The organism is Lentzea miocenica (assembly GCF_033949945.1).
GTDB lineage: Bacteria > Actinomycetota > Actinomycetes > Mycobacteriales > Pseudonocardiaceae > Lentzea > Lentzea miocenica.
Window position 1 is genome coordinate 23,373 of the sequence record NZ_JAXAVW010000037.1, and the last position, 16,744, is coordinate 40,116.

At 69.1% G+C, this 16,744-nt stretch carries 16 protein-coding genes; 8 read left to right on the top strand and 8 right to left on the bottom strand.

The window, feature by feature from the left end:
- Nucleotides 1-18: 18 nt before the first annotated feature.
- From SK803_RS36110 to SK803_RS36125, 4 genes are all read right to left on the bottom strand, one after another.
- Complete coding sequence (locus tag SK803_RS36110) at nucleotides 19-468, bottom strand: hypothetical protein (protein ID WP_319970680.1); 450 nt, start codon at nucleotides 466-468, stop codon at nucleotides 19-21.
- Nucleotides 469-548: 80 nt separating this feature from the next.
- Nucleotides 549-3,260 carry an AfsR/SARP family transcriptional regulator gene (locus SK803_RS36115; RefSeq protein ID WP_319970681.1) on the bottom strand — a complete coding sequence of 904 codons (2,712 nt, stop codon included), beginning with the start codon at nucleotides 3,258-3,260 and terminating at the stop codon, nucleotides 549-551.
- Between the two features lie 169 nt (nucleotides 3,261-3,429).
- On the bottom strand, nucleotides 3,430-4,275 hold the full coding sequence (locus tag SK803_RS36120) for an alpha/beta hydrolase (protein WP_319970682.1): 846 nt from the start codon (nucleotides 4,273-4,275) through the stop codon (nucleotides 3,430-3,432).
- A 29-nt stretch (nucleotides 4,276-4,304) separates the two neighbouring features.
- A complete protein-coding gene (locus SK803_RS36125) occupies nucleotides 4,305-5,477 on the bottom strand; it encodes a right-handed parallel beta-helix repeat-containing protein (protein WP_319970683.1) in 1,173 nt (390 codons plus the stop codon).
- Nucleotides 5,478-5,825: 348 nt separating this feature from the next.
- Here SK803_RS36125 and SK803_RS36130 point away from each other — a divergent pair, with 348 nt between their 5' ends.
- From SK803_RS36130 to SK803_RS36150, 5 genes are all read left to right on the top strand, one after another.
- Nucleotides 5,826-6,287 (top strand): hypothetical protein, encoded by a 462-nt coding sequence (locus SK803_RS36130; RefSeq protein WP_319970684.1) that lies wholly within the window; start codon nucleotides 5,826-5,828, stop codon nucleotides 6,285-6,287.
- Nucleotides 6,288-6,351: 64 nt separating this feature from the next.
- The gene (locus SK803_RS36135) at nucleotides 6,352-6,678 is read left to right on the top strand and encodes a lycopene cyclase domain-containing protein (RefSeq protein WP_319970685.1); all 327 of its coding nucleotides are present in this window, start codon (nucleotides 6,352-6,354) and stop codon (nucleotides 6,676-6,678) included.
- The gene (locus SK803_RS36140) at nucleotides 6,671-6,988 is read left to right on the top strand and encodes a lycopene cyclase domain-containing protein (RefSeq protein ID WP_319970686.1); all 318 of its coding nucleotides are present in this window, start codon (nucleotides 6,671-6,673) and stop codon (nucleotides 6,986-6,988) included. The genes SK803_RS36135 and SK803_RS36140 overlap by 8 nt, the downstream gene beginning before the upstream one ends.
- Nucleotides 6,975-7,667: a class I SAM-dependent methyltransferase gene (locus SK803_RS36145; RefSeq protein WP_319970687.1), complete on the top strand. Its 693-nt coding sequence runs from the start codon at nucleotides 6,975-6,977 to the stop codon at nucleotides 7,665-7,667. The genes SK803_RS36140 and SK803_RS36145 overlap by 14 nt, the downstream gene beginning before the upstream one ends.
- Nucleotides 7,664-9,187 carry an FAD-dependent oxidoreductase gene (locus SK803_RS36150; protein ID WP_319970688.1) on the top strand — a complete coding sequence of 508 codons (1,524 nt, stop codon included), beginning with the start codon at nucleotides 7,664-7,666 and terminating at the stop codon, nucleotides 9,185-9,187. Before SK803_RS36145 ends, SK803_RS36150 begins: the two co-directional genes overlap by 4 nt.
- 4 nt (nucleotides 9,188-9,191) lie before the next feature.
- Here SK803_RS36150 and SK803_RS36155 read toward each other — a convergent pair whose 3' ends face one another.
- The 4 genes from SK803_RS36155 to SK803_RS36170 all read right to left on the bottom strand — a co-directional run bounded on the left by SK803_RS36155 (nucleotide 9,192) and on the right by SK803_RS36170 (nucleotide 12,324).
- Nucleotides 9,192-10,058 (bottom strand): MerR family transcriptional regulator, encoded by an 867-nt coding sequence (locus SK803_RS36155; protein WP_319970689.1) that lies wholly within the window; start codon nucleotides 10,056-10,058, stop codon nucleotides 9,192-9,194.
- Nucleotides 10,055-10,342 (bottom strand): WhiB family transcriptional regulator, encoded by a 288-nt coding sequence (locus SK803_RS36160; RefSeq protein ID WP_319970690.1) that lies wholly within the window; start codon nucleotides 10,340-10,342, stop codon nucleotides 10,055-10,057. The genes SK803_RS36155 and SK803_RS36160 overlap by 4 nt, the downstream gene beginning before the upstream one ends.
- Nucleotides 10,343-10,421: 79 nt before the next feature.
- A complete protein-coding gene (locus tag SK803_RS36165) occupies nucleotides 10,422-11,384 on the bottom strand; it encodes a DUF5914 domain-containing protein (RefSeq protein WP_319970691.1) in 963 nt (320 codons plus the stop codon).
- Nucleotides 11,385-11,397: 13 nt separating this feature from the next.
- Nucleotides 11,398-12,324, bottom strand: coding sequence for a phytoene/squalene synthase family protein (locus tag SK803_RS36170; RefSeq protein WP_319970692.1), 927 nt, complete (start codon nucleotides 12,322-12,324; stop codon nucleotides 11,398-11,400).
- Nucleotides 12,325-12,467: 143 nt separating this feature from the next.
- Between SK803_RS36170 and SK803_RS36175 the strand changes: the two genes are divergently transcribed.
- From SK803_RS36175 to SK803_RS36185, 3 genes are all read left to right on the top strand, one after another.
- Nucleotides 12,468-13,544 (top strand): polyprenyl synthetase family protein, encoded by a 1,077-nt coding sequence (locus tag SK803_RS36175; RefSeq protein WP_319970693.1) that lies wholly within the window; start codon nucleotides 12,468-12,470, stop codon nucleotides 13,542-13,544.
- Nucleotides 13,545-13,561: 17 nt separating this feature from the next.
- The gene (gene crtI, locus SK803_RS36180) at nucleotides 13,562-15,022 is read left to right on the top strand and encodes a phytoene desaturase family protein (RefSeq protein ID WP_319970750.1); all 1,461 of its coding nucleotides are present in this window, start codon (nucleotides 13,562-13,564) and stop codon (nucleotides 15,020-15,022) included.
- Nucleotides 15,023-15,176: 154 nt separating this feature from the next.
- The gene (locus tag SK803_RS36185; protein ID WP_319970694.1) at nucleotides 15,177-16,544 is read left to right on the top strand and encodes a glycoside hydrolase family 43 protein; all 1,368 of its coding nucleotides are present in this window, start codon (nucleotides 15,177-15,179) and stop codon (nucleotides 16,542-16,544) included.
- Nucleotides 16,545-16,744: the final 200 nt, after the last annotated feature.

Below are 16,744 nucleotides of genomic sequence, written 5' to 3' on the forward strand. Positions count from 1 at the left end.
GACCTAGGGCACCCTTACCTAACCGTTGTGAACCCTCGTCTCGATCGCTCGCACCGTCTTGGCGAGCGCTCCGCCCAGGACCTTCCGGCCGAACAGGCCGAGCGTGAGCCCGAGCAGCCGTCCCTTGAAGTTCTTGCCCTCCCGCAGCACTTCCGCGCGCACCACGGTCGTCCCGTCCGCCTGCTTCGAGAAGGTGTAGGTGTGCCCGGAACGTCCACCCCACACGTTGGAGTCCACGGTCCTGAGCACGACGTGACTGAGGTCGGACCAGTCGTAGTGCAGGCGCTCCCAGATGCCGCCGGACCCCTCGGTGACGTCGGCGAACGCGTCGCCCTGGTCGTGGACCACCAGCGCGTCGTCGGCGCTGTTGGGGAAGAGCGTCGCGCGGCCGGGACCGAAGTCGGTGAGTCCCGCGACGAACTGCTCGGGCGTCGCGGTGGTCTGCTGGGTCAGGCTGATGGTGGCCATGTCCTCGCTCCTCGTTGTGCTGATGGAGCAAGATTCGCCTGCCAGGGCCCTCGTTCGCGCCCGTGAACAACCCTGGTCGTTCAGTCCCCGGGGACCTCGGCGAGCTGCTTGCGCATGCGGTCGGCCTCGTCCTCGCGGCCCTGCTGCTCGAACATCTCCAGCGCCTGCTCCCAGACCTCGACGGCCTGGTCGCGCTGGTCCAGAGCCAGGTGCGGGTGGCCGAGGTTCGTCAGCACGTTGGCGGTGGTGTAGTCGTCGTTCTCGGCCCGGTACAGCTCGATGGCGTGCTCGTAGAGGGCGATGGCCTTGGCGTGGGCACCCACCTGGTGCTCGATCCGGGCGAGCGTGTCGACCGCGGTGGCCTCGCCCTGCCGGTCACCCAGCTCGTGCAGCAGGGTGAGGGCGTTCGTGGCGTGTTCGCGGCCTTGGTCGGTGTCGCCGACCTCTCCGGCGCAATGGCCGATGTTGTTGTGTGCCAACGCGATCAGCATCTGGTTGCCGGTCTTCTGGTAGTGCGGCAACGCGGCTTTGGCGTGCTCGAAGGCCTTGCCGTACTCCGAGCGGCTCGCCCACAACCAGGCGAGGGTGCCGTGCGCGTCGGCCAGTTGAAGCGGTTCGCCGACCTGTTCGGCCAGCGCCAGCGACGAGGCGAGGTGGTGCTGTGCCTCGTCGAAGCGGTGCACCTGGCCGAGGCTGCTGCCCATGATCCGGTGCGCGACGACCCTGTCCTCGGGATCGTCGGCGGCGTCGATGGCGGTCTGCCACATGGCCAGCTCGTCGTCGAGGTGGCCGCGCAGCTGGTGGTAGGCGTGCGACACCCTGGCCAGCAGCACGACCCTGTCGTTCCAGCCGCGCCAGGCGGCGGCCTGCTGGACGGCCTGGCGCGTGCCCCGTTCCGCGTCGAACCACGCCAGCGCGCCGGCCCTGTCGTCCGCGGGTGTGACAACGGTCTTCGGGGCAGCCTTGCCGAGTTCGATCAACGGGCGGTGCGGGTCGATCAGCCGGTCGTTGGCGTGCGCGGTGTGCGCGTGGTGGTCGACGAGCCGTCGCAGCGCTTCGCCGCGGTCGACGGGCCGCTCCGCCGCGTAGGCGCGGACCAGGTCGTGCATCCGGGCGCGGAACCCGCTGCCGATAGAGACCAGCGAGGCCTGTTCGAGTGCCAGCAACGTCGTCCGTGTGTCCTCTGTGGACAGACCGGCGAGGCTGGCCGCCGCCGGCAGGCCGATGTCCTCACCCGGTGCGCTGCCCAGCAGGGCGAACAGTTCCTTCTGCCGGTCGGTCAACGCGCGGTACGACCAGGAGAGCACGACCGGCACGCTGACGCTCGGGTCGGCGTCGAGCGCGCCCAGGCCGAGTTCTTCCAGCTGCTGGGCGATGGCGGCCAGCGAGAGTTCCGGTTCGGTGAGAATGCGCGCGCCGACGATGCTCAACGCCAGCGGCAGCCCGCCGCACAGGTCGATCAGCCGTGCCACGGCGAGTGGTTCGGCGCTCAGCCTGGTCGCGCCGATCCGGCCTGCCAGCAACGTGCTCGCGTCGCCGTCGGCGAGCACGTCCAGCCCGACCGCGCGGGCGCCGTGCCCGGTGACCAGGCCCTGCAGCCGGTTGCGGCTGGTCACGAGCACGCGGCAGGTGTCACCGCCGGGCAGGATCGGGACGACCTGCGAGGCGTCGACGGCGTTGTCGATGACCATGAGCATGCGCCGTTGAGCGGTCAGCGTGCGGAACAACGCGGCGCGAGCGCGCCGGTCGGATGGGACGCGGTTCGCGTCGAGGCCGAGCGCGTGCAGGAACCCGCGGATGGCGACGTCCGGTTCCATCGGCGTCTCGTCGGGGCTGAAACCGCGCAGGTCGACGAACAGCTGGCCGTCCGGGAAGCGGTGCAGGTTGCGGTGCGCCCAGTGCAACGCGAGCCACGTCTTGCCCATGCCGCCCGCGCCCGCGATCGCCGCGACGCCGTCCGTGCGCATCGCGTGGTCCAGCTCGGCCAGGTCTTCCTCGCGGCCGGCGAACTGCATGGGCGCGGACGGCAACTGCCGGGGCACCTCCGCGGCCGGTTCCTGGTCGCTCAGAAGGAGCTTTTCGTGCAGTTCGCGCAGCTCCACACCCGGTTCGGCGCCCAGCTCCTCGACGAGCCGGGCCCGGACGACGCGGAACTGGTCGAGCGCGTCGGAGCTCCGGCCGGCCTGCGCGAGCGCCCGCATGTGCTGTGCCGCAACGCGTTCGTCGAACGGTCGAGCGGACGCGCGGGCCGAGATCGTCGCGAGCAGCTCGGGACCGTGGCCGAGCCGCAGCCGTGCGTCGACGAGATCCAGCTCGGCGGCGTCACGTTCCAGCGCGAGCCGGTCGCGGGTGAGATCGGCCCACTCACCGCCGACCCCGGTCAGCGGTTCACCACGCCACAGGCTCGACGCTTCGGACAGGATCCGCGCGATGGCCTCGTCATCGGTCTGCTGCCGCGCGTCGTCGCGGAGCTGCCGGAACCGCGTGAGATCCACAGCGGACTCGTCGACGACGAGCGCGTACCCACCCGCCCGGCTGGCCAGCTCGATGTCGGTGTCCGCGAGCGCCTGCCGCAACCGGGACACGTAACTGTGCAACGTCGCCCGCGATCGCGCCGGCGGATCAGCACCCCAGATGCGTTCGGTCAGCTGCGCCACCGACACGGCCCGGTTGACGTCGACCGCCAACGCCGCGAGCACGCACCGCTGCCGCGCGGGGCCCAGTTCGACGCCATGGCCGCCGACCCGCGCGCTCACCTCTCCGAGCAGGGCGATTTCGACCGCCGATCCCACCGAACCTCCCGTCAGCGCCGTCAAACCAGCCTATGACACGGAGTCGGAACGGACGGCGGAGATACAGATCAGCGCTGTCTCTTCGACGCGACCAGCGAAACGACCGGGCACGAGCGTGCGGATGCCACGCGGACACAGGCCAGGGCGGTCCGCGTGACATCGCCCAGCTTCATCCAGCCACCTCTCGTTCCGAGGCGAAGTCCAGGCGGGCGGCGAGCCACCGCTCGATGTCGTGGCGTGCTGCCCTGGCCACGTCCGTGTCCCGGTTTGTGAAGGCGTGCGGCGCCTCGGCGTAGGTCCGCAGGTCGACCTCACCACCGGCCGCCGACACGCGCGCCGCCATGGCCTTGTTGTCCTCCACCAGGACATCGGCGGTTCCGACGACCATCAGGAGCGGAGGCAGGCCGCGCAGGTCGCCGTACACGGGGGAGATGTCGGGAATGGTCCGATCCGGCACGTGGCCGGCGTAGGCCTCGATGAAGTACTCGTCGGCGATCAGCCGGCCCGCGGGCGTCAGTCCACTCAGGTCGTACGTGCCGAACTGCAGCGCGGCCCCGGCGAACCGACCGGCCAGCCCGCGATCACGCAGCCGCAGGAGCGTTGTGACGGCGAGGGTGGATCCGGCCGAGAACCCGCCGATGGTCAGCCGGGCCGTGCCGAACCTCGCTCCGGAGTGCTCGATCAGCCACAACGCCGCCGTTTCGCAGTCGTCGGGCGCTGCCGGCCAGGGATCCTCCGGCGCGATCCGGTAGTCGACGCTCACCACGACGACGCCCAGCGCCTCCGCGAGCTGCTGGTTGCGCACGTTCTCCCGCAGCGTCGGGCCCAGGTAGAAGCCGCCGCCGTGGATGTCCAGGTGGACGCCACGCGGTGTCACGGCGGGAGAGAAGACGCGCACCGGCACCTGCCGTTGAGATGTCTCGACGACCTCGTGCGAGGTGGCCGCATCCCGTCCGGCCCGCAAAGCCAGCAGCTCGCCGTGGTTGCTCGGGCCTTTCATGGTGTCTGCTGACACGTGTGTCCCCCTCGGTTGTTTCCCCGCCGTCAGAACCTGGCGCCCACGTTCGCGCCGTTCTTCGGACGCAGGAAAGTAGACGACGGGATGGCACCGTCGGCGTTCCTCTGGCCGGTGATCGTGCCGGCGTCCGTGCTCGCCAACGGCCACGAGCCGCCGATGTTCCACGAGTTGCCCGTGCCGGTGGAGTTCGAGCCCAGCGACACGTCTGTTCCGTTCGCGACCGACAGGTTCCCGTTCAGCGTGCCGGCGGACCGGTTGAAGGCGAACCCGGTCTTCGGGTTGTCCCAGGCGGTGCTGCGTTCGATCCGGTGCTGACCGGGGTTGTTGTTGTCCACGAAGCCGCCGGCCGCGTTGTCCCACGTCATGCTGTTGCGCACGGTGTGGCCGGCCGCGACGCCGTTGCCGCCGAGTTTGAGCCCGTTGCCGTCACCGGTGAATCCCGGCAGGTTCCAGCGGTTGAACCCGTTGCCCCACGCCAGGGTGTTCTCCGTGAGGATCGACGAAGAGAACATCCAGTAGTCGAGGCCGTCGTCGGAGTTGTTCCACAGGCGTGCGCCGCGCACGACGTTGCCTGTGCCGGAACCTTCCTTGATGGCGAGGCCGTCCGCACTTTCACCGTTCTTGCGTGGATCGCGATTGCCGTAGGCGTCGAGGTTGACAATCAGGTTGTTGCTCGACGAACCCTGGATGTGCAGTCCCGACTCGTAGTTGTCCCTGGTCACCAGTAGCTCGAAGATGTTGTTGTTCGTGTCCACGCCGAACACGCCGTACGGGCCGTGGACGATCTCCAGGCCGATGAGTCGCCAGTGATCGCCTTCGATGTGGATGGCGCCACGGTCGGCGCGCGGGATCGACGATCCCACAGCTCCGGGTGTGTACGGCATGTTCTCGCCGTCGACGACCACCCGCTCACCGTCGTGGTTGCGAATGGTGATGGGGCGGGCCGAAGTGCCGTCCTTGAGCAGCTTGATGGTGGTGCTCGGCGCGTAGGTGCCGCCGCGGATCGAGACGGTGTCACCTGCCTGGGCCAGGTCGACGGCTTTCTGGATCGTCTTCAGCGGGGCGGCCGAGGTGCCCCCGTTGTTGTCGTCGCCGTTGGTCGCCACGTACAGCACCCGGAAGTCTTCTCCGGCTGCCGGGAGCGTCGGCGTTGTCAGAAGTGCCGCTGCGCTTAATGCGACAAGAAGTTTCACTCGCATGGCCCATCTCCGTCCCGGTCATCATTGCGGATCAATTCTTCATCGCCGTTTTGGGGAGTGCTTTGCGCACGCTACGCACGCCGTTGAAAAGGTGCAACGTCGGCGAAGAATCGCACTCGCCCGTTCAGAATTGTGAACAGTCGAATTGTTGTTCGACCAGCTGGAAGTCGAATTTCGTCGATTGTTCGACGCCGGTCAGTTCGTCCGTCCGCGCAGGTGACGCGGAGCCGGCTCCAGGTTTGAAAATCCGGCAGACGGGTGAAATGTCGGTCAGCCGTCATGCAGGTCTCCTCCGGCCGCTCGACGATGTTTCCGGTGTGCGACGCACGTGGAGGAGGTAGACCGTCGATGAGCGGAATCGACGACGCGCAAGCCAGAGGTCTGACGCTGGCTGCCGTGGGCGCGCTGAACCGGCGCGATCACGTCTGGGCCGGCGAAGCCGTGCAGATCCTGGCGTCGGACGAGCGGTCCAGGACGGTGGTCGTCGACACCTGCGCGTCCATCCTGCTGAGGGGTGTTCCCCGCGGTTCACTCGACCCGTCCACGAAGATCCCGGTCGCCTTCCTCTCCAGGCCTGGAGACGAGGCTCCCGCGCACGCTGTCGAAGTGGCTTCGGACGTCCTGAGCGCTCTGGCATGTGATGACCAACGTCGCGTTGCGTCCGTGCTGAGGCTGTTGGCGGATGAAGAGGGATTCGACGTGTTGCTGGTGCTGGTACGCGCCGCTGCCGCGTGGATCGACGCCTATGTGGGTATAGACGGTGACACCGTTGACGCTTACTACGCGATCTCCAAGGAGGCGGAAGCCTGACCCGTCGCCCCGCCGTTGTGCAGACCCGCCGCAGCGCCCATACGGTCGTTGCGGGAGGTTGGTGATGCGGAGCCAGTACGAATACCTCGTGGTGCTGGGCGTGTGCGTGCTCATCACGGTGCCACTGGAATGGATGGGACGCGGCGTCTACCGGCGCGGCTCGGAGCTGGCGCGTGCCATCGCTCCCGTGCTGCTCGTGCTCGCGGTCTGGGACGTCATCGCGATTCTGCGCGGCCACTGGAGCTTCCACCCCGAAGCCACGACGGGCGTGCTGATCGGCGGGGTGCTGCCGATAGAGGAAGTCCTGTTCTTCGTCGCCATCCCGATCTGCGCGGTGCTGACGTACGAGGCCGTGCGCGGACGTTCGGAACGTTGGTTGCGCGATGGTTGAGGAGTACCTGTTCGCCGCGATGGCGGCGGTTGTCGTGGTGCTGCTGCTTGAGCTGTGTGTGCTGCGCACAGGGTTGTTCAAGCGGCCCGCCTACTGGATCACGATGGTCATCGTGCTCGCGTTCCAGGTTCCGGTGGACGGGTGGCTGACGAAACTCGACGCGCCGGTGGTGCTGTACGCGGACTGGGCCATCAGCGGCTTGAGGGTGCCGTGGGACATTCCGGTGGAGGACTTCCTCTACGGGTTCGCCATGGTCACCGCTGTGTTGTTGTTGTGGGAGCGGGGAAGGCTGGCACGTGAACAAGCTTGAGGTACCGCGGAAGTTCGACCGCGCCGCTCGTGGTTACGACTTCCTCGTCGGGCTCAATCCCGGCTACCACGAGGCACTGCGCCGTTCGGCTCGAGCGCTGGGCCTGCGTCCCGGCATGCGGGTGCTGGACCTCGGTTGCGGCACCGGCGCGTCCACCGCGGCGTTGGTCGCGGCCGCGCCCGGAGTGGAGATCGTGGCCGTGGACGCGTCGGAGGGCATGCTCGCGCGAGCACGCGAAAAACGCTGGCCGAGCACGGTGAGGTTCGTGCACAGCCGCGCCGAGGACGTGGACGAGGGGCAGTTCGACGCGGTGTTCGCCGCCTACCTGGTGCGCAACCTGCCCGAGCCGGACGCCACGTTGCGGCGTGTTCGCGAGCTGCTGAAACCCGGTGCGCCGTTGGTGCTGCACGAGTACTCGGTGCGGGATTCGCTGGTGAGCACGGCACTGTGGACGATGCTGTGCGGGTTCATCGTGCCGGTGGGGTGGTTGGTCACGGGCGACCGCTCGCTCTACACCTATCTCTGGCGCAGCGTGATGAACTTCGACGGTGCGACCGCGTTGCGAGACCGGTTGCGGCGTAACGGTTTCACCGGGGTGCGCAGTGCTCCGGTGCCGGGCCTTCAGCTCGGCGTGGTGCACACCTTCGCCGGCCACGTGCCAGAGCAGGAGCAGCGGTGAGGGATCGCAGGGCGGTGCGCGTTCCCGCGCCGGTCGGGCGCGCGCAGTTCGAGGGAGAAGCGCCCGCGGTCGTCGTGGTGGGTGGTGGCATCGCGGGGCTCTCCGCGGCGACGCTGCTCGCCGAGCGCGGGGCCAGGGTCGTGCTCTGCGAACGGGAGAACTACCTGGGTGGCCGGGTCGGCGGCTGGAGCACCAGGCTTGCCGACGGCAGCGAAGTCACAATGACGCGCGGGTTTCACGCCTTCTTCCGTCAGTACTACAACCTGAGAGCGTTGCTGAAGCGCGTCGACCCCGCTGGACGTGCTCTGGTCGGGCTGCCGGACTACCCGCTGCAACACGCCTCCGGCCACCGGGACGGATTCGCCGGGCTGCCGACGGCGGTGCCGTGGAACGCGCTCGCGTTCCTGCGCAGCAGCCCCACGTTCCGCTGGCGCGATCTGCCCCAGGTCAACGCACGCGCCGCACTGTCGCTGCTCGACGTGTCCGTGCCGCGGGTGTACGAGGAGCTCGACGGCATCGACGCCGCGTCCTACCTCGAACAGATCCGCTTTCCCGAGGCGGCGCACGCACTCGCCTTCGAAGTGTTCTCCCGCAGCTTCTTCGTGCATCCCACCCGGATGTCGGCCGCCGAGCTCGCGGTGATGTTCCACATCTACTTCCTCGGCTCCGGCGAGGGCCTGCTGTTCGACGTCGCGGCGGACCCGTTCCCGCACGGCCTGTGGGAGCCGCTGGGGCGCCACCTCGCATCTCTCGGCGCGACCGTGTGCACAGGAGTCGAAGTCCGGTCCGTACAACCGGGCGAGCACAAGCGCTTCTCGGTCACCATCGGCGACGGTTCGATCGAAGCGGACGCCGTGGTGCTCGCTGCGGACGTGCCCGGCTTGCGCACCGTGGTCGGTGCCTCACCCGCGCTCGGGGACGCGGCGTGGCGCGAGCAGGTCGGCGAGCTGCGCACCGCACCCCGGTTCCTCGTGTCGAGGTACTGGCTGGACACCCCGGTGGATCCGGACCGGCCCGGGTTTCTCGGCACCAGCGGACATGATCTGCTCGACAACATCAGCGTGCTGAACCACTACGAGCACGAGGCACGGGCGTGGGCCGCGCGCACCGGTGGCGCCGTGGTGGAGCTGCACGGGTACGCGCTGCCGTCCGATGTGGACGAAGGTTCGGCGCGCACCCGGCTCTGGGAGCAGCTCACCGAGGTCTACCCGGAGACCAAGCGGGCCGCCGTGGTCGACGAACGACATGAGCTGCGTGAGGACTGCCCGTTGTTCCCGGCGCGCGGATACACGCGCAGGCCGGCCGTGGTGACACCGGACGACTTCCTGGTGGTCGCCGGAGACCTGGTGCGCATCGACCTGCCGGTCGCGCTCATGGAACGCGCTGCCACCACGGGTTTCGCGGCCGCCAACCACCTGCTGCAACGCTGGGGCGTGGCGGGCACCGACCTGTGGACCGTGCCGGTCGAAGGTCGCGTGCCGTTGCTGCGCTCGGTGGCCCGTCGCTGGAGGACGCTGTGATGTTCTAGTGCCGCACGCGATCCAGCACCAGCCCGAGCGCTTCGGTCAGGGTGCCCGGCCGGCGCACGAGCGGTGGCAACGACAGTCCGGCCCAGCCGGGTCCCGCGACAGCGAGCAGCGCGCTGGACCTCGCGCCGAGTTCGTCCAGCGGCACCTGCTGGGCGAGATCCGCGCGATGTGCCCAGATCAGCACGACGGTGGGGCGCAGCCGGTGCACGGCGTCGCACAACGCCTCCGCCGGCACTCGCGCGCCGAGGGCCCGCCAGGAGCAGTCCTGTTCGGACAGTGCGCCGCCCAGTGCCTCCAGCGCGAGCACGTGCTGTTCGTCCGGCGCACAGGACAGCAACGCGGACAGCACACCGGGCCTGCTCGGGCGCGGAACCGCACGCAAGGCGCTCTGCAGGCTCGCGCTCGCCACGTGCTCGACGTCCACACCCCGGCCGCTCTCGGCGACCAGGTGGCCCAGTTCCACCAGGCACGGAACGAACACCGACTCCCAGGCCGAGACGACGCCGTGCTCGGCGATGAGCCCGGCGGCGAGTTCGAGCATGAGCGACTCGTCGAGGCGTTTCGCCGCGGTGAGGAATCCCCGTCGCGCTGAACGCGCCGTCTCGTCGCTGATCGCCGCGCGCTGAGCGTCCGGTCTCGCCACCGGTTCCTGCCGAGCCAGGACGGCGGCGGAGGCGGGAGCCACTCCCTGTCCGGTCCACATCACCATGCGGCGCAGCACTTCGACATCCGCCTCCTGGTAGCGGCGATGCCCACCTTCGGTGCGGCCGGAGGGACCCAGGCCGTAGCGCTGGTCCCACGTTCTCAGCGTGGTGGGGGCGATCCCGAGCATCGCCGCTACCGCACGTGGCGCATAGATCATGGTTTGGGCGTGCGCCCCGCGAGGATCGCTCTCAACTCGCTCTCACCGAGCCCTCCCCAGATGCCGAAGGTCTCGTGCACCTCCAGCGCGTGTGATCGGCACTTTTGCATGACCGGGCACCGTTGGCAAATGGCCTTGGCGGCGGCTTCGCGCTGCTCACGGGCTGCGCCGCGCTCGTTGGGCCGGTGGAAGAAGTAGGCGCTGTCCATGCCGCGGCACAGACCGGACAGCTGCCAGTCCCACGACTCCGTGACCGGCTGAGGCAGACGGGACAGTTCTGGCATGACGCACGTCCTCTGCTGGGTCGACGCGGATGATGCCGCCATCCTAGAATCGACTCAGAAACGTTTCAACTCGACGTGGTCAGTCTGGGAAACGGCCCGCCTGGCGCAGTGCGTACCGGCGTTCGGCGTAGGCGAGGTCGTCGCGCCACAACCGTGCCGCTGCCCACCGCATGACCGGCCGCAACACCCCTGCGGCGGGCCTGGCCAGGGCGAAGCCGCGGCGGCCGGAGTGCGCGATGGTCGCCTCCACCACGGCGGTGCGGCCGTCGCGGATCGGGGTCGCGTGCGTTTCGACCACGCTGCCCTCGCCCTCGCCCTCGACGATGTGCATCACCACGGTTCGCGGTTCCGGGCAGGTGAACGCGGCGACGACCGGCACGCCGACGCGGCCGGCGAGGCGGAAGGTGACCTCGACCAGGAACCGGTCCTGCGCCTCGGTCGGGGTTTCCAGGACGTGCAGGTTGGCGAACGAGTACGGGTGGAACCACGCGCCGTGCCAGGGATCGAGCCGGTTGGCGACGACGTCCTCGGGGTCGCAGCGGCCGATGAGCGTGGCCACCGCGTCGATCGAACCCGGCGGCGGGCGTTCGGGCAGCACCGGCGCGGGCAGCGGTTCCTCACCGCCCGCGTGGTCCAGCCGGACCCACACCAGCACGCCGTCGTCGTGCGCGGGGTAGGGCGTCCACGCGCCGAACCGCGTGCCGTCGAGCGCGAGTCCGTGCCAGCGGCAGATCAGCTTGCCCTCGGCGACAGCGCCGTCGCACAGAAGCGCGCCCAGGTGCGGGCACGAGCCCGACCCCGCCATCAGCACGCCGTGCGGTCCGCGCCAGAGCACGACCTCGTGACCCGCGATGGTGCGACCGCACGGCTTCCCCTTGACGACGTCACTGCTCGCCCCTGCCACGAACCAGTTGCCGGACGGCCGGGCGACGGCGCGCTTGAGCGCCGCCTCGATCAGGGCCGGCTTCGCGTCCTGCCACGTCGGCCGTTGTGCCCGCCACGGCGGGCTCGAATAGATCCGCAACGGAATCCGGTCGCTCATCGGAGTCCCCTTCTCACGCCGCACGGGCGAACACCGCCCTCGCCAACGCCGGTAGCGCCACGGCAAGCCGCCTTCCGTTGGACACGACGACACGGCGCGACAGCACGTCGTAGTCCGCGTTCTCCACGAGATCGAGAATGCGTCCGTACAGCCGATACGCGGTCGACACGCACGGGCGTGATCTCGGCGCCAGCATTCCGATGCCGGGCAACGCACGCGTGTACACCTCGCGGGCCCGCCGCACCTGATCCCGCAGGGCGGCCCTGACCTGCTGGTCGGCGCGCCCCGCTGCCCGCGCGTGCAGCAGGCGTTCGCGGTCGACGCCGAACTCGGCCAGCTCGTCCGCGGGCAGGTACACCCGGCCGCGGTCGAGGTCCTCCCCGACGTCGCGGATGAAGTTGGTGAGCTGGAAGGCGATCCCGAGCGCGGCGGCGGCGGGCTCGGCGTCCTCCCTGGGCACGCTGGTCCCGAGCACCGGCAGCATCTGCAGGCCGATGACGGCGGCGGATCCGTGCACGTACCGTCCAAGATCGGCGTAGGTGGGGTAGTCGGTGACGGTGAGGTCCATCCGCATCGAAGCCATGAAGTCGTGGAAGTGCCGGACCGGGATGTCGTAGCGGTGCACGGTGTCGATCAACGCCGCCAGCACGGGCTCATCGGACGTACCGCTTTCCAGGGCTGCCTGAAGGCGGGTGTCGGCAGCTTCCAAAGCCGCGGCCTTGTCGTCCGGTCCACTGTGGATGTTGTCGACCACGTCGTCCACCCATCGGGCGAACCCGTAGAGCGCGTGCACGGCAGGACGTTGCTCCGCGCTGAGCAGTTTCGTCGCCAGGTAGTAGGTGCGGCCGTGCTGGGCGTTGAGCGCACGGCAGCGCCGATACGCGTCGCGCAGCGCCGGTGCGGTGACGCCCGCGGCGTCCAGTTCGCGCTCAGCCGACATGAGCGTCCTTTCGCGGAGAAGATTCCTCCACGCTAAGTCGGCGAGTTGCCCTTCGCACAACGGCGGCGCTCATCATGCAGACCCCTCGGCGCGCTGCTTAGCTCGAATCACCGAACTCCGACCGAACTCCCGAGGGAACGCCGATGTCGCTGTTGACCAGCGTGCACGCTGGCACGTCGCAGGTGGACGACTTCCGCGTCCTCCTCGACGAGGCGTTGCACGACTTCGTGCGAGCCAGACAGGATCTGGCGCCAGAGCTCACCGCGGAGCTGTCCCGGCTGATTCTGGCCGGTGGCAAGAGGATCCGGCCCACCTTCGCGTGGTGGGGATGGCGTGCGGCGGGCGGCGCACCGCGTGCGGACGCCGTGGTGCGGGCCATGGTGGCGTTGGAACTGCTGCAATGCTGCGCGCTGGTGCACGACGACGTGATGGACCGCTCGACGACCAGGCGCGGCAGGCCCTCCGTGCACGAGTCGTTCGCGGCGCGGCATCGGCGCGAACGCTGGGCGGCCAGCGCCCGCCAGTACGGCGACTCCGCGGCGATCCTGGTCGGCGACCTGGCGCTGGCCTGGGCGGACGACGCTCTCGTGACGGCCGGCCTGCCCGCCGACGCGCTGAGCCGTGCCTGGCAGCCGTGGCAGGCGATGCGGACGGAGATGATCGCGGGACAGCACCTCGACCTGCTCGCCGTCGCCCGGCGCGAGGAGTCCCTGGAACACGCCGTTCGGGTGGCCGCGCTGAAGACCGCCGCCTACACCGTGGAACGGCCGCTGCACCTCGGGGCCGCTCTCGCGGGTGCTGATGACGACGTCGTGGAGTGCTTGCGCGCGTACGGACACGACATCGGCGTGGCCTTCCAGCTGCGGGACGACCTGATCGGTGTGTTCGGCGACTCCTCGGTCACGGGAAAGCCGGTGGGGGAGGACCTGCGGGAGGGCAAGCGGACGACGTTGATGGCGATCGGGCTGTCGCGCGCGCAAGGCAGGACCTCGGCGCAGAGGCTGCTTCGCCGATGCCTGGAGAGCGGGAGCATCAGCGAACAGGCCGTCGGCGAGGTGAGTGCGCTGCTGGTGGAGCTGGGAGCGGTCACCGCGGTGGAGGAGCACATCGAGGCGCTGGCCGGCTCCGGGCTGGCCGCCCTGAAGCGAGCCGAGATCGACGACGGGGCACGCCAGGAATTGATGCGCCTCGCCGGCCGTGCCGTCACGAGAACGACCTGACCAAGGAGATCGCAGTGGTGCACGTGGTGAAAGGCCGCACGGACCGCGTGGTCGTGGTCGGGGCGGGGCTCGCCGGGCTGTCGGCTGCCCTGCACCTGCGCGGCGCGGGGCACGAAGTCACCGTCCTCGAACGGAACGCACACCCTGGTGGGCTCGCGGGCCGTCTGGACATCGGTGGCCACCGGATCGACACGGGTCCGACCGTGCTCACCATGCCGGAACTGCTCGACGACGCGTTCGCCGCTGTCGGCCGACGGCGAGAGAACTACCTCGAACTGCTGCCGCTGCATCCCGCCTATCGTGCGACGTTCGCCGACGGCACGGCGCTGGACGTGCACACCGACGCGAACCGCATGGAGCAGGCGGTGCACGAGTTCGCGGGCGGCCGGGAGGCGCAGGGGTACCGCGACCTGCGGACCTGGCTCACCAAGCTTTACGAGGTCGAACGCGACAGGTTCATCGGTGCGAGCTTCGACTCGCCGTTCGACCTGGTGGGACCTGATCTGGTGCGGCTCACCCGGCTCGGCGGCTTCGGCTCACTCGCCCGCGCCGTGGGGAAGTTCCTGCACGACGAACGGCTTCGGCGGGTCTTCACCTTCCAGTCGCTCTACGCCGGCGTCGCACCGCGAGACGCCCTCGCGGCCTACGCCGTCATCGCCTACATGGACACCGTGGCCGGCGTGTGGTTTCCGCGCGGAGGCATGCGCGCCGTGCCACAGGCACTGGCCGACGCTGCTTCCGACGCAGGGGTTCGGTTCCACTACGGCGTCGAAGTCGAGGAGCTCGAACGTGCGGGACACCGGGTGACCGCCCTGCGCACACCCGACGCCCGATTTCCTTGCGATGCGGTCGTTCTCGCCACCGGGCCCGCGCAGAGCACCCGTCTGCTGCGCGGCGAGCCGCGCCGGATCAGGCCGCTGCGCTGGTCGCCGTCCGCCGTCGTCGTGCACCTGAGCGCTCGCCGCGTGGTGGACGACCTCGCACACCACACGATCTCCTTCGGCGACAAGTGGAACGGCACGTTCGACGAGATCATTCGTCAGGGGAAGCTGATGAGCGACCCCTCGTTGTTGCTGACCACGCCGACGCTGACCGACCCCGCACTCGCCCCCGAGGGAAAGCACCTGCAGTACCTGCTGGCGCCCTGCCCGAACCTGGACAGCGCTCCGATCCGCTGGGACGCAAGGGCACGCGGGTACGCCGAGCAGCTCGTCGAGGAGATGTCCGCCCGCAAGCTCGTCGTCGACGCCGAGCCGCTCGCCGTGGTGACACCGGATGACTGGGCACGCGACGGCCAGGCCGCCGGCACGCCGTTCTCCGCCGCGCACACCTTCGCGCAGACAGGCCCGTTCCGGCCGAACAACCTGCCGTTCCGCGACGGCAACGTCGTGCTCGCCGGCAGCGGCACCACGCCCGGTGTCGGAATCCCTCCGGTGCTCATCTCCGGCAGGCTCGCCGCGGAACGGCTCCGGCGCTAGTTGGTGTTATCGCTAACGCGACACGCGGGGATTCTGCATCTGGCCAGTCTGCGTTGGCGTGTCTGGACAGAAGGCCATTGCCACGCGGTCAGTCATGCCACATAGTGTTAGCGCTCACTATCCGGTGCCTCTCAACGTTGCAAGGAGCCGGTCCATGCGCTCGTCCCTGCCGCGCGCCGCTCGTTTCGCGCGAAAGTCCGTGCTGATCGCTGCCACGATCACCCTCGCCGTCGTCGCGAGCGTCCTCGCCCCGTCGGTGGCTTCGGCCGTCGGCCCTGTGCCGCACTACCTGATGACGGCGTTCACCAACAGCAGCGAGTCGAACATGTACGTCTACGACTCGGCGAACGCGACCAGCTTCACGCAGGTCAGGGCCAACGCCTACACGCCACCGTCAGGCCTGATCCGCGATCCCAGCGTGCTCCGGCACACCGATGGCTACTACTACATCGTCTACACGACGAACTGGACAGGCGACACGATCGGTTTCGCCCGCAGCGCCGACTACGTCTCCTGGACGTTCTTGCGCAACGTCAAGGTGGGCCTCAACGGGGCGACCGGTAGCACGTGGGCGCCGGAGTGGTTCAAGGACTCCGACGGCAGCGTGCACGTGATCTTCTCGGCGTCGACGACAGGCACGGCGGGACAGTTCCGCCCGTATCGGATCACTGCCACGAACTCGGACCTGTCGGCGTGGACCAGCCCGGTGGCGCTCGGCATCCCGGCCAACTTCATCGACAGCTTCGTGGTCAAGGTCGGTGGCACCTATCACAACTTCCTCAAGAACGAGTCCACGAAGTACATCGAGCACGCGACCGCCACCTCGTTGAACGGCCCCTGGACGTTCACCGGAACGGGCAACTGGGCGGGCTGGGGCTCCGGCCTGGAGGGCCCGGCGCTGGTGCGGCTGCCGGACGGCCGCTGGCGGATCTACTTCGACCAATACGGTCAGCGGCGCTACTTCTACGCCGACAGCGCGAACCTGAACTCCTTCGGCGCCAAGGTCGAACTGCCCGGTCTGTCCGGTGTGGCACGTCACTTCACGGTGCTGCGGGAGGACGCGGGCGACAACACCGCGGTGCCGACCGGCAACCGTTCCCTGCGCTCGATCAGCGTTCCCGACCGCTTCGTCCGCCACCGCGACAACCTGGCCTACATCGAGCCGGTGAGCTCCTCCAGCAGCGTCACCGCTCGCCAGGACGCGACGTTCACCATCGTGCCGGGACTCGCGAACGGCAACTGCTACTCGTTCCGCTCGGTGAACTTCCCGGACCGCTACCTGCGGCACTACGCGTTCCGCGTCCGGCTGGACACCAACTCCGGTGACTCGGTGTTCGCGCGCGACGCCACGTTCTGCGGCCGCGCCGGCTTGGCCGGTGGTACGAGCACGTCGTTCGAGTCGTACTCCCATCCGGGTCGCTACCTGCGTCACCACAACTTCGAGGTGCGGGTCGACTGGCGCACCTCGGATGCGGCGTTCGCGGGCGACGCGTCGTTCACCGTGTCGGCGCCACTGGCCTGAAAGGACAGTCGCGGGGCGGAACTGGTGGACTGCCTGCACAAAGCGGGCACGGGTCGAACCGTCGAATTCGCTCGTCGAATGCGAAGTCGAACCAGGTCGAATTGCGACCGCGGTTGAAGTCGAATGCCGTGTCGTCGGCCGATCGCAATGTTGACCGGCCTTGACCGCTCCTCTACCTTCATTCTCGGAAAGCGCTTTCC